The sequence below is a fragment of the Streptomyces sp. NPDC041129 genome (genome assembly GCF_055592265.1).
Map to the genome: position 1 here is coordinate 74,908 of NZ_JBVIYV010000004.1, position 12,287 is coordinate 87,194.

At 70.6% G+C, this 12,287-nt stretch carries 9 protein-coding genes and 1 tRNA gene; 2 read left to right on the forward strand and 8 right to left on the reverse strand.

The genetic code is table 11. The features are described 5' to 3' along the window. Positions 1–9 precede the first annotated feature (9 nt). Positions 10–1,182, reverse strand: coding sequence for a 4-hydroxybenzoate 3-monooxygenase (locus ACZ6B1_RS15960; protein WP_468778720.1), 1,173 nt, complete (start codon positions 1,180–1,182; stop codon positions 10–12). A 155-nt stretch (positions 1,183–1,337) separates the two neighbouring features. Then, a tRNA-Leu gene (locus ACZ6B1_RS15965) sits at positions 1,338–1,424 on the reverse strand. A 392-nt stretch (positions 1,425–1,816) separates the two neighbouring features. Here ACZ6B1_RS15965 and ACZ6B1_RS15970 point away from each other — a divergent pair. Then, positions 1,817–2,587, forward strand: coding sequence for an ABC transporter ATP-binding protein (locus tag ACZ6B1_RS15970; RefSeq protein ID WP_468778722.1), 771 nt, complete (start codon positions 1,817–1,819; stop codon positions 2,585–2,587). Beyond that, positions 2,587–5,115 carry an ABC transporter permease gene (locus ACZ6B1_RS15975; RefSeq protein WP_468778723.1) on the forward strand — a complete coding sequence of 843 codons (2,529 nt, stop codon included), beginning with the start codon at positions 2,587–2,589 and terminating at the stop codon, positions 5,113–5,115. The genes ACZ6B1_RS15970 and ACZ6B1_RS15975 overlap by 1 nt, the downstream gene beginning before the upstream one ends. A 65-nt stretch (positions 5,116–5,180) precedes the next feature. Here the strand turns inward: ACZ6B1_RS15975 and ACZ6B1_RS15980 are convergent, their stop codons facing one another. The 6 genes from ACZ6B1_RS15980 to eno form a co-directional block, all read right to left on the reverse strand. Continuing rightward, on the reverse strand, positions 5,181–6,470 hold the full coding sequence (locus tag ACZ6B1_RS15980; RefSeq protein ID WP_468778725.1) for a class I SAM-dependent methyltransferase: 1,290 nt from the start codon (positions 6,468–6,470) through the stop codon (positions 5,181–5,183). Between the two features lie 208 nt (positions 6,471–6,678). Further along, positions 6,679–8,061 (reverse strand): NAD(P)/FAD-dependent oxidoreductase, encoded by a 1,383-nt coding sequence (locus tag ACZ6B1_RS15985; RefSeq protein WP_468778727.1) that lies wholly within the window; start codon positions 8,059–8,061, stop codon positions 6,679–6,681. A gap of 544 nt (positions 8,062–8,605) precedes the next feature. Then, positions 8,606–9,562 (reverse strand): Ppx/GppA phosphatase family protein, encoded by a 957-nt coding sequence (locus ACZ6B1_RS15990; RefSeq protein ID WP_468778729.1) that lies wholly within the window; start codon positions 9,560–9,562, stop codon positions 8,606–8,608. After that, positions 9,559–10,098 carry a DUF501 domain-containing protein gene (locus tag ACZ6B1_RS15995; RefSeq protein WP_358928876.1) on the reverse strand — a complete coding sequence of 180 codons (540 nt, stop codon included), beginning with the start codon at positions 10,096–10,098 and terminating at the stop codon, positions 9,559–9,561. The genes ACZ6B1_RS15990 and ACZ6B1_RS15995 overlap by 4 nt, the downstream gene beginning before the upstream one ends. Positions 10,099–10,180: 82 nt before the next feature. After that, complete coding sequence (locus tag ACZ6B1_RS16000; RefSeq protein WP_468778731.1) at positions 10,181–10,657, reverse strand: FtsB family cell division protein; 477 nt, start codon at positions 10,655–10,657, stop codon at positions 10,181–10,183. Positions 10,658–10,779: 122 nt separating this feature from the next. Continuing rightward, on the reverse strand, positions 10,780–12,087 hold the full coding sequence (gene eno / locus ACZ6B1_RS16005) for a phosphopyruvate hydratase (protein ID WP_445051213.1): 1,308 nt from the start codon (positions 12,085–12,087) through the stop codon (positions 10,780–10,782). Positions 12,088–12,287: the final 200 nt, after the last annotated feature.

Consider the following 12,287-nt stretch of genomic DNA (forward strand, 5'->3'; position numbering starts at 1 on the left):
TGGAACCGCTCACTCCAGCGGGAAGCCGGTGTACGCCTCGGCCAGATCGGTCTCGGCCGCGCGGGAGGAGGTGACGCGTTCCAGCCGGGCCTCCTGGAGTCGGGCGTCGAAGGCGGTCGCGTCGGGGGCGCTGTGCAGCATGGTCGTCATGTCGTACGAGAACCGCTCGGCCTGCCAGATCCGGCGCAGACAGGTGGCTGAGTAGCCGTCCAGGAGTTCGGGCGACCCGGTCCGCCGCTCGTGGACGAGCGCCCGGGCGAACGTCACGACGTCACCGACGGCGAGGTTCAGCCCCTTGGCGCCGGTGGGCGGCACGATGTGGGCGGCGTCACCGGCCAGGAAGAGCCGGCCGTGGCGCATCGGCTCGTGCACGAAGGACCGCATGGGGGTGACCGACTTCTGGGTGATCTGACCGCGCTCCAGCTTCCAGCCGTCGCCGGTCTCCAGGCGCCGGTCCAGTTCGGCCCAGATCTCCTCGTCGCTCCACCCGCCCGCCTCGGTGCCGGCGGGCACCTGGAGGTAGAGACGGGAGACGGAGGGCGAGCGCATGGAGAGCAGGGCGAAGCCGCGGTCGTGGCGGGCGTAGACGAGTTCGTCGTGCGAGGGCGCCACGTCGGCGAGGATGCCGAGCCAGGCGTAGGGGTAGGTCCGCCCGAACACCCGCGAGGCGGCGGGGAAGGCCTTGCGGGCCACGCCCCAGAAACCGTCGCACCCGACGACGTAGTCGCACTCCAGGACGTCCTCGCGCCCCTGGTGCCGGAACGGCACCCGGGGCCGGTCGCCGTCCGCGCCCTCGACGGCCAGCGCCTCCGCCTCGAACAGCAGCGCGCCCCCTTCGGCCAGCTGGAGGGCGATGAGGTCCTTGCACACCTCCGTCTGGGCGTAGACCGTCACGGACCGCCCGCCGGTGAGGCCGGGGAAGTCGACACGGTGCCGGCGCCGGTCGAAGCGCAGTTCGATCCCGTCGTGCCGCATCCCCTCGCGGTCCATCCGTTCGCCGGCGCCCGCCTCCCGCAGCACGTCCACGGTGCCCTGCTCCAGGATCCCGGCCCGCTGCCGCTGCTCGACGTAGGCGCGGTCGCGGCTCTCCAGGACGACCGAGTCGATGCCGGCGCGGTGCAGCAGCCGCGCCAGAAGCAGCCCGGCCGGACCGGCTCCGATGATCCCGACGGTGGTGCGCATCGGTCGCTCCCTCTTCTCTGGAACCACTCGCGTTCGCATGGTGAAATTTCTTTCACTCTCTGGGAACGTGAGTCTCCGGCCGCACACATACCGCTGTCAACGGTCACGGGACAGAACGCGCGGGACTCAAGGGAGCGGTCCGGAAAAGAGAAGGTTGGTGCCCGGAGCCGGACTTGAACCGGCACGCCCGCGAAGGGGCAGCGAGGTTTAAGCTCGCCGTGTCTGCATTCCACCATCCGGGCAGGCCATGGGCACCGCTGCGAGGCTCCGAGCCTATCGGGGCACATCCCTCGAACAGACGAAGTAATGCCCCGATGTTGTCTTATTTTATTGACGTCTGAGGGAGCATCAGCACCCGGAACTCGCCATCCGCACTTGCCACCAGCGTGACGGGACGTGGGTGCGCACGTACGCGGAATGACGGAATTTCACCTACCGAACGAGGGCGCTCGTCCTGTTCTGGCCACCGCGCGCGTCAGGGTCTCCCGTCCTCCCCAGGTATGACACGGACCCGCTCCGTCCGACCGGAGTCGCCCCCCGGAACCGGAACAGCGGCTGACTACACGCACGCCGGCGGCCGGGACGATGGATCAAGTCCCCGAAACAGACGTCGTCCCGACAGGAGCACCCTCCCGTGACCACCACACCCACCGCCGGCCGGACCACGGCCGTGGCCGCACGCGCCACCGAGCTGTCGAAGATCTACGGGCAGGGCGAGACCCGGGTGGTCGCCCTGGACCGGGTCTCGGTCGACTTCCGGCAGGCGGAGTTCACCGCGATCATGGGACCGTCCGGTTCCGGCAAGTCCACGCTGATGCACTGCGTGGCAGGTCTGGACACCTTCTCCGCGGGGTCCGTGCGGATCGGCGAGACCGAACTGGGCTCCCTGAAGGACAAGCAGCTCACCAAGCTCCGCCGGGACAAGATCGGCTTCATCTTCCAGGCCTTCAACCTGCTGCCGACGCTGACCGCGCTGGAGAACATCACCCTGCCGATGGACATCGCCGGGCGGAAGCCGGACAGGGCGTGGCTGGACCAGGTCATCCAGATGGTCGGGCTCTCCGGGCGGCTGAGCCACCGGCCCGCCCAGCTCTCCGGCGGCCAGCAGCAGCGCGTGGCCGTGGCCCGCGCCCTCGCCTCCAAGCCGGAGATCATCTTCGGTGACGAGCCGACCGGCAACCTGGACTCGCGCTCCGGCGCCGAGGTGCTGGGCTTCCTGCGCAACTCGGTGCGCGAGCTGGGTCAGACGGTGGTCATGGTGACCCACGACCCGGTGGCGGCGGCGTACGCGGACCGGGTGGTCTTCCTCGCCGACGGCCGCATCGTGGACGAGATCCACGGCCCCACCGCCGACTCCGTCCTCGACCTGATGAAGCAGTTCGACGCGAAGGGCCGTACCAGCTGATGTTCCGCACCGCCCTGCGCAACGTCTCCGCGCACAAGGCCCGGCTCCTGATGACCGTGCTCGCCGTCATGCTCGGCGTGGCCTTCGTGTCCGGGACCCTCGTCTTCACCAACACCATCTCCGACGCCTACCAGAAGAGCTCCGCCAAGGGCTTCGACCAGGTCGACGTCGCCGTACGGCCCGAGTACCAGGACTCCAAGGGGGACCGGGTCGGCAAGACCCCCGAGCTGACCCAGACCCTGCTCGACCGGGCCGCCGATGCGCCCGGCGCCGCCTCCGCGACCGGTGTCGTCACCGGCTTCACCGCCATCGCCGGCAAGGACGGCAAGCTGCTCGGCGACGGCTGGCAGTCCGAGGGCGGCAACTACTGGGGCACCAAGGACGCCCGCTACCCCCTGGTCGCCGGACACGCGCCCAGCGGCCGGGGCGAGATGCTCATCGACGCCAGGACCGCCGAGCGGGCCGGCTACAAGGTCGGCGACACCGTCCGGCTCTCGGTGGACGGCCCCGTCCTCACCCCGCGCATCAGCGGCATCTTCAGCACCGACGACGGCAACGTGGCCGCCGGCGGCAGCCTCGCCCTCTTCGACACGCCCACCGCGCAGGCCCTGTTCGGCAAGAAGGGCACCTACGACGAGATCGACGTGAAGGCGACGTCGGGAACCAGCCAGAGCGCGCTCAAGGCGTCCCTGGACAAGGCGCTGCCGTCGCACCTGGTGGAGACCACCACCGGCAAGCGGCTCGCCGACGACCAGGCCGAGATGATCTCCGCCTCGATGAGCGGTCTCAAGCAGAGCCTGCTGGTGTTCGCCGGCATCGCCCTGTTCGTCGGCACGTTCATCATCGCCAACACCTTCACCATGCTGGTCGCCCAGCGCACCAGGGAACTGGCCCTGCTGCGGGCGGTCGGCGCCTCCCGCCAGCAGGTCACCCGCTCGGTGCTGATCGAGGCACTGGTGGTCGGCACGGTCGCCGGGGTGACCGGACTGGCCGCGGGCATCGGCATCGGCGCGGGCCTGCGGTCGCTGCTGGGCTCGTTCGGCGCGAGCGTGCCCGACGGGCCGCTGGTGATCACGCCGGGCACCGTGCTGACCGCCCTCGCCGTCGGCATCGTCATCACCGTGCTGGCCGCCTGGCTGCCGGGCCGCCGCGCGGCCAGGATCCCGCCGGTGGCGGCGATGAGCAGCGTGCACGCCAAGGCGACCACCAAGTCGCTGGTGCTGCGCAACACGCTCGGCGCGCTGTTCTCGGCGGCGGGCGTCGCGGTGGTCCTCGCGGCCACGACGATGGACACCGACTCCGCCCAGGGCCCGATGGGGCTCGGCGCGGTCCTGCTCATCATCGGCGTGTTCATCCTGACCCCGCTGCTGTCCCGCCCGCTGATCGCGGCCGCCGCGCCCGTGCTGCGCGTGTTCGGTGTCTCGGGCAAGCTGGCCCGCCAGAACTCGGTGCGCAACCCGCGCCGTACGGCGGCCACGGCGTCCGCGCTGATGATCGGCCTGACGCTGATCACCGGCATGACGGTGATGGCGGGCAGCCTGCAGACCTCGATCGACCGGATGGCCAGCTCGGCGATCCGCGCGGACTACGTCGTTTCGATGGCCAACCGCGGCCCGCTCTCCCCGGACGTGGCGCGCAGGCTCGCCGACGCCGACGGTGTCACCGCCAGCAGCCCGCTGCGCAACGGCGCGTCCCGGATCGGCGGCGAGACGGAGTACCTCACCGGCGTCGACGGCTCGGCCATCGGCGAGCTGACGGACCTGAAGGTGGACGACGGCTCCTTCACCGTGGGCGGCTCGCGGATCGTCGTGGACAAGGACCGGGCCGAGGAACACGGCTGGCGGGTCGGCTCCGGGTTCACCGCGCACTTCGAGGACGGCGCGGCGCGCCGTCTCACGGTCGCCGGGATCTACGAGGGCAACGACATGCTCAACGGGATCATGCTCGACAACAAGGTCCTCACCCCGCACCTGGCCGACCCGGCCGACATGCAGGTGATGGTCAGGACCGAGGGCGGGGCGTCCGACGGTGCCAAGGACAGGCTGGAGAAGGCCCTCGGCTCCAACCCGGCGGTCCTGGTCCAGGACAAGAAGGACATCTCCAACGACATCGCGAAGATGTTCACGCTGATGCTGAACATGGTCTACGGCCTGCTGGGCATGGCGGTGATCGTCGCGGTCCTCGGCGTCATCAACACCCTGGCCATGTCGGTCTTCGAGCGCTCCCAGGAGATCGGCATGCTGCGGGCGATCGGCCTGGACCGCAGGTCGGTCAAGCGGATGGTCCGCCTGGAGTCGCTGGTGATCTCCCTGTTCGGCGGGGTGCTCGGCATCGGCCTCGGTGTGTTCTTCGGCTGGGCGGCCGGCGAGCTGCTGGGCACGAAGATGCCGACGTACGAACTGGTCCTGCCCTGGGGCCGGATGGCGCTCTTCCTGCTGCTGGCGGGAGTGGTCGGGGTGCTGGCCGCCCTGTGGCCGGCCCGGCGCGCGGCCCGGCTGAACATGCTGACGGCGATCAAGGCCGAGTAGCCGCACGGACGACCGGGGCCCCGTTCCGCGTGCCGGAACGGGGCCCCTCGTCGTGTCCCGGCGGGTCAGGTGTTCCAGGTGCGGGTGCGCAGGGGGAGCCCGGAGGCGCCCGACTCGGGGGTGCGGACGGCCAGGACCTGGTTGACGCCGATGCGGTTGCGTTCGAAGGCGAGCGCGCAGGCGGCCATGTACAGCAGCCAGACACGGGTCCGGCCGGGACTGGTGAGGCGCATGGCGCGCTCCTGGCCCGCCTCCAACCGGGTGACCCACTGGCGCAGGGTGCGGGCGTAGTGCTCGCGGATCGACTCCACGTCCCGGACCTCGAAACCGGCCCGCTCGAGCTGGGTGACGGTGGTGCCGAGCGGGGCGAGCTCCCCGTCGGGGAAGACGTAGGCGTCGATGAACGCGTCGACCTCGTACGAGGATTCGTCGCGCTGCGGGCGGCGGGCGATCTGGTGGTTGAGCAGCCGTCCGCCGGGCTTCAGCAGGGCGTACAGGCCGCTCGCGTACTCCAGGTAACGCTCGGCGCCGACGTGTTCGGCCATGCCGATGGAGGAGATCGCGTCGTAGGGGCCGTCCGGGACGTCCCGGTAGTCCTGGACGCGGATCTCCACGCGGTCGGTCAGCCCCTCCTCCGCGACGCGCTTGCGGGCGTACGCCGCCTGTTCCTGGGAGAGGGTGACGCCGACGACGCGCACGCCGTGCTCACGGGCCGCGTGGATGGCCATCGAGCCCCAGCCGCAGCCGACGTCCAGCAGCCGCTGCCCCTGCGTCAGGCCGAGCTTGACGCAGACGAGTTCGAGCTTGTCCCGCTGGGCGGACTCCAGGGTGCCGCCGTCCTGCCAGTAGGCGCACGAGTAGACCATCGACGGGCCGAGGACGAGTTCGTAGAAGTCGTTGCCGACGTCGTAGTGGTGGCTGATGGCCCGCCGGTCGCTGTGCCGGGTGTGCAGGTGAGGGCGTCTGCGGACCTCCTCGCGGGGCGGGGCGGGCGGGATCGGCGGCCCGGCGAGCCTCAGCAGCTCGCGTCCCGCGGCCCGCACCTCGGGGTCGCGCAGCGCCTCGGCGAGTCCGCGGGCGTCCTCGCCGCGCTCCCACACCAGCCCCGCCATGACCTCGAGGACTCCGTAGAGGTCGCCCTCGATGTCCAGGTCCCCGGAGACCCAGGCCCGGGCCAGGCCCAACTCGCCGGGTTTGAAGAGCAGTCGGCGCAGGGCCCGGCGGTTGCGGACGACGAGGGCCGGGGCGTCCGGCGGGCCGTCCTGCGAACCGTCCCAGGCGCGGATCCGCACCGGTAGCGGTGCTCCCAGTAGCTGCTCGGCAAGCTTTCTCAACCGCGGCGCGGCGTCGGCCATGGCGCACACCTCCAAGACGACGATCCCGGATGTCCGATACCACGTAAACACCGCGAGGCCTCCGGCGCAGTCCCGCAAAGGAGTTACAGATCGGCACCCCCTTGCCGGAAGTCCGCCGGAACGCCGAAAGACCTCCCGCACCACGGATGGCAGGAGGTCTTTCGAGTGGTCACGACACCGGTTCGGCGACCGGTGAGCGAACCGTGGGTCAGGAGGCCTTGGCCTTCTCGCCCGTCTTGCTGGCGGCGGCGACCGGGGCCGGCTTGGCGGCCTCGTAGAACTCCTCGCGCGGGTTCTCCATGGCGCCCAGGGAGACGACCTCGCGCTTGAGGAACATGCCGAGGGTCCAGTCGGCGAAGACGCGGATCTTGCGGTTCCAGGTCGGCATCGCCATGCCGTGGTAGCCACGGTGCATGTACCAGGCGAGGCGGCCCTTGAGCTTGATCTTCATCTTGCCCATGACGATCATCGCCACGCCCTTGTGCAGGCCGAGACCGGCCACCGCACCCTTGTTGGCGTGCTCGTACTCCTTCTGCGGGAAGCCCCGCATACCGGAGATCACGTTGTCGCCGAGGGCACGGGCCTGGCGCAGCGCGTGCTGGGCGTTCGGCGGGCACCAGGCGTTCTCGTTGCCCGCCTTGCGGCCGACGAGGTCCGGGACCTGGGCGTTGTCACCGGCGGCCCAGATGTAGTCGGTGCCCTTGACCTGGAGCGTGGGCTCGCAGTCGACGTGGCCGCGCGGGCCGAGGGGCAGGCCGAAGCGGGCGAGGGCCGGGTTCGGCTTGACGCCGGCGGTCCAGACGATCGTGTTGGAGTCGACCTCGAGGCCGTTCTTCAGCACGACGTGGCCGTCCACGCAGGAGTCCATGGAGGTGGAGAGGTAGATCTCCACGCCGCGGCTCTCCAGGTGCTCCTTGCCGTACTGGCCGAGCTTGGGGCCGACCTCGGGGAGGATCTTGTCCGCGGCGTCGACGAGGACGAACCGCATGTCCTCGCGGGAGACGTTCTTGTAGTACTTGGCCGCGTCCCGGGCCAAGTCCTCGACCTCGCCGATGGTCTCCGCGCCCGCGAAGCCACCGCCGATGAAGACGAAGGTGAGCGCCTTGCGGCGGATCTCCTCGTCGGTCGTGGAGTCGGCCTTGTCCAGCTGCTCCAGGACGTGGTTGCGCAGGCCGATGGACTCCTCGATGCCCTTCATGCCGATGCCCTGCTCGGCGAGGCCGGGGATCGGGAAGGTGCGGGAGACCGCGCCCATCGCGATGACCAGGTAGTCGAAGGGCAGCTCGTACGCCTCGCCCACGAGGGGGGCGATCGTGGCGACCTTGCGGTCCTGGTCGATGGTGGTGACCCGGCCGGTGAGGACCTCCGCCTTCGGCAGTACGCGTCGCAGCGGGACGACGACGTGCCGAGGGGAGATGCTGCCGGCGGCGGCTTCGGGGAGGAAGGGCTGGTAGGTCATGTACGACCGGGGGTCGACGACCGTGACGGTCGCCTCGCCGTAGCGCATCTTCTTGAGGATGCGCCGAGCTGCGTACAGGCCTACGTACCCACCGCCTACTACGAGGATCCTGGGACGCTCCGTGGTGCTCATGCCATCGAGTATCCACCCGGCTCAGGGGGGCTGCTCGTGCGCCCCTTCACAAGCTCTTGCACACCCTGTGCTAAACTCCGCGCCCCGCGTGACGCAGGTCATGTCGCGAACCCGGAACCGCGGGGCGGTCTGACCCGTTGTCAAGGCCGCGTGAGCTGCCTCTCTGTCGATTCAGGGCGTCCGTGAGGGACGGGAAACACACTCGGAGCATTCCTCCCAGGCCCCTCGTGCACCCATCATCTGAACATGTTCAAACGACAGATGAACCCCCGGAAGGGCCACCCGGCCCCGCTTCCCGGCCGCACGGGACGGAATTCCTTGTGAAGAAGTTCACGAACTTTCCCGACGGGGTGCCGCCGGAGGCGCCGAACGGCTCGCTCACACGTTATCCGAACTGCTCAACAGAGGCTACTCATCAGTAGCATCCGGACGGAAAGTGCCCCTGGGAACGGGGCGTTGACCGCGGCCACCGGCGGCACGGGCCGCCGGCTTCCGCTCGCCGGCGGGCGCGGTGACGCGCCCGCCCCAGCCGTTCGGCAGCCGCTTACGGCGCCGCGCTCTGCGCCGCGCCGAAGGCGATGCCGTCGAGGATGTCGTGCTCGCTGACGACGACCTCTTCGGCACCGGTCCGCTCCATGATCGCGAGCAGCACGAGGGCGCCCGCGCCGATCACGTCGACCCGGCCCGGGTGCATGGAGGGGATCGCCGCGCGCTCGGCGTGCGTGGAGTGCAGCAACTCGTCCGTGATCTCGCGGACGCGCTCCCGGGTGACGCGGGAGTGGTGGATGCGCGCGGAGTCGTACTCGGGCAGCTCCTGGGCGATCGCCGAGACGGTGGTGACCGAACCGGCGAGGCCGACCAGGGTGCGCGCCTCGCGCAGCGGGACCGTCCGCTCGGCGAGGTCGAGGGCGGCCTCGATGTCCGCCCTCATGGCCGCGATCCGCTCCTCGGTGGGCGGATCGACGACCTCGCCCTCGTGCACCAGGTGCCGTTCGGTCATCCGCACGCAGCCGACGTCCACCGACCGCGCGGCCCGTACGTGGTCGTCGCCGACGACGAACTCGGTGGAGCCGCCGCCGATGTCCACCACGAGGTAGGGGCGGGGCAGGTGGTCGTGGCCCCTGAGCTCGTTGGTCGCGCCGGTGAAGGAGAACTCGGCCTCCTGGTCGCCGGTGATGACCTCGGGCTCGACGCCGAGGATGTCCACGACGCCGCGCACGAAGTCGTCCCGGTTCTCGGCGTCCCGGGAGGCGGAGGTGGCCACGAAGCGGATCCTCTGCGCGCCGTGCTCCTTGATGACCTCGGCGTACTCACGGCAGGCGGCGAAGGTCCGCTCCAGCGCCTCGGGGGCGAGCCGGCCGGTGCGGTCGACGCCCTGGCCGAGCCGCACGATCGTCATCCGCCGGTCCAGTTCGACGAGTTCACCGGTCACGGGATCGGCGTCGGCGACCAGCAGGCGGATGGAGTTCGTACCGCAGTCGACGGCGGCCACGCGGGTCACTTCTCGTCCTCCCCGGCCGGCTCGCACGGCGTCACGCACGGACCCTTGCTCCACCACTCGGGGAGCATCGCGATCGCCTCGTCGCCGAGCGGGTTCACGCCCGGCCCGGCGGCCAGCGAGTGGGCCACCAGCACGTGCAGGCACTTCACCCGGTCCGGCATGCCGCCGGCGCTCGGGAAGCCCGCCAGCACCTCGATCTCGTCCCGGCGCCGGATGTAGTCCTCGTGGGCGGCCCGGTAGGCGGCGGCCAGCTCCGGGTCGGTCCCCAGCCGCTCGGTCATCTCCTTCATGACGCCGTCGGCCTCCAGCGTGCCGATCGCCGAGTTGGCGCGCGGGCACGTCAGGTAGTACGTCGTCGGGAAGGGCGTGCCGTCGGGCAGCCGGGGCGCCGTCTCCACGACGTCCGGCTGGCCGCAGGGGCAGCGGTGCGCGATGGCCCGCAGGCCCCGCGGCGGGCGGCCCAGCTGCTGCTTGAAGGCCTCGACGTCCGCGTCGGTGGGCTCGGTGCGCGGAGTGGGCGGCGGAGGCGTTTCCATGACTGCTTTCAGGGTGGCTTTCTGTCGGAGGCCGGCCCGCGGGCCGGTTACTGGTGGCGGCCGGTGGCCGGCCGGGGTCCGGTCACTGGTCGGAGGCGTCGGCCTTGTCGACCCCGTCCCAGACGTTCGCGTACCAGGGCCGGTGGGCGGCCCCGAGGTCGGCGCGGGACTGCCTGGCCTCGCCCGGGTCGACGACGACGTAGCCCGTCTCCCCGGGCATCACGTAGTGCAGCCGGCGCCGGATCTGCTGCTCGGCGTAGGCGTCGTCCTGCCAGCGCGCCTTGAGGTCACGCAGTTCTTCTACGCGCTGCCGGGCCTGCCCCCGCTCCCGCTGGAGGTCGGAGATCTCGGCACGCTGGGAGACGTACTGCCGCATCGGGTAGGCGAGGGCGACGATCAGCGAGCACAGCACCAGTGCCAGCAGGGCCGCGCGGCCGGTGAGCCGGGAGCGGCGGGCCTGCCGTTTGGTCTGGGAGCGGTAGACCCTGGCCGCGGTCTGCTCGCCGAGGGCGCGCAGCCTGGTGGCGGTGGAGAAACGGTCCCGGTCCTTGACGGCCATCTGGCTCTCCGCCTCCCCTTCCACGTGCGTACGTCCCCGCACACGGTACGGGACCGGGTACGGGGACGTACGTACGACTGGCTGATACCCGGGCCGTCCCGTTCGGATCGGCCCGGCGGAGGTCAGCCCTTGGAGACCTCGGTGTGGCCGCGGAAGCGCGGGAACGCGCTGCGGCCGGCGTACACCGCGGCGTCGTCGAGGATCTCCTCGATGCGCAGGAGCTGGTTGTACTTGGCGACGCGCTCGGAGCGGGCCGGGGCACCGGTCTTGATCTGGCCGCAGTTGGTGGCGACGGCCAGGTCGGCGATGGTGACGTCCTCGGTCTCACCGGAGCGGTGGGACATCATGCACTTGAAGCCGTTGCGCTGGGCCAGCTCGACGGCGTCCAGGGTCTCGGTGAGCGAGCCGATCTGGTTCACCTTGACCAGCAGGGCGTTGGCGGCGCCCTCGTCGATGCCGCGGGCGAGGCGCTCGGGGTTGGTGACGAACAGGTCGTCACCGACGAGCTGGACCTTGTCGCCGAGCTTGTCGGTGATGATCTTCCAGCCGGCCCAGTCGTCCTCGAACAGCGGGTCCTCGATGGAGACGAGCGGGTAGGCCGCGACGAGCTCCTCGTAGTACTCCGTCATCTCGGCGGCGGAGCGCTCCTTGCCCTCGAAGAGGTACTTGCCGTCCTTGTAGAACTCGGAGGCGGCGACGTCGAGCGCGAGGGCGATCTGCTCGCCGGGCGCGTAGCCGGCTTCCTTGACGGCCTCGAGGATGAGGTCGAGGGCCTCGCGGTTGGAGCCGAGGTTCGGGGCGAAGCCGCCCTCGTCGCCGAGGCCGGTGGACAGGCCCTTGCTCTTCAGGACCTTCTTCAGCGTGTGGTAGACCTCGGTGCCCCAGCGCAGGGCCTCGGAGAAGGACTCCGCGCCGATCGGGGCGATCATGAACTCCTGGATGTCCACGTTGGAGTCGGCGTGCGAGCCGCCGTTCAGGATGTTCATCATCGGCACCGGCAGCAGGTGCGCGTTCGGGCCGCCCAGGTAGCGGAACAGCGGGAGGTCGCTGGCCTCGGAGGCGGCGTGCGCGACGGCGAGGGAGACGCCGAGGATGGCGTTGGCGCCGAGGGAGCCCTTGTTGTCGGTGGCGTCCAGGTCGAACATCGCCTGGTCGATCAGGCGCTGCTCGGTGGCGTCGTAGCCGACCAGCTCCGGGCCGATCTGCTCGATGACGGCGAGGACGGCCTTCTCGACGCCCTTGCCCTGGTAGCGGTTGGGGTCGCCGTCGCGGAGCTCGATGGCCTCGAAGGCACCGGTGGAGGCACCGGACGGAACGGCGGCACGACCCGTGCTGCCGTCGTCGAGGCCGACCTCGACCTCGACCGTGGGGTTGCCTCGGGAGTCCAGGATTTCCCGGGCTACGACGACGTCGATGGACGGCACGAGCATCTCCTTCTTGGATGTGACGCTGGAAGTGCGGGGCGGGGTGCCTTACGGCTCTGCCTTGCGACTAGAGCCTAACCGTCCAAGGGGCGTCGGCCACCGACCGACCGTCCCGTGGACAGGGAGACGGTACCCATTGTTCCTGCCCGGAACAAAGGGGTCCGGGTGAGGTCCCGCGAACGAAGAGGGGAAGGGCCGGGGAAAAC

Excerpts from the sequence above, each read along its gene's own strand:
- ACZ6B1_RS16000 (WP_468778731.1), bottom strand. The coding sequence starts at position 10,657 with ATGGCCGTCAAGGACCGGGACCGTTTCTCCACCGCCACCAGGCTGCGC.
- ACZ6B1_RS15960 (WP_468778720.1), bottom strand. The coding sequence starts at position 1,182 with ATGCGCACCACCGTCGGGATCATCGGAGCCGGTCCGGCCGGGCTGCTT.
- eno (WP_445051213.1), bottom strand. The coding sequence starts at position 12,087 with ATGCTCGTGCCGTCCATCGACGTCGTCGTAGCCCGGGAAATCCTGGAC.
- ACZ6B1_RS15975 (WP_468778723.1), top strand. The coding sequence starts at position 2,587 with ATGTTCCGCACCGCCCTGCGCAACGTCTCCGCGCACAAGGCCCGGCTC.
- ACZ6B1_RS15985 (WP_468778727.1), bottom strand. The coding sequence starts at position 8,061 with ATGAGCACCACGGAGCGTCCCAGGATCCTCGTAGTAGGCGGTGGGTAC.
- ACZ6B1_RS15995 (WP_358928876.1), bottom strand. The coding sequence starts at position 10,098 with ATGGAAACGCCTCCGCCGCCCACTCCGCGCACCGAGCCCACCGACGCG.
- ACZ6B1_RS15980 (WP_468778725.1), bottom strand. The coding sequence starts at position 6,470 with ATGGCCGACGCCGCGCCGCGGTTGAGAAAGCTTGCCGAGCAGCTACTG.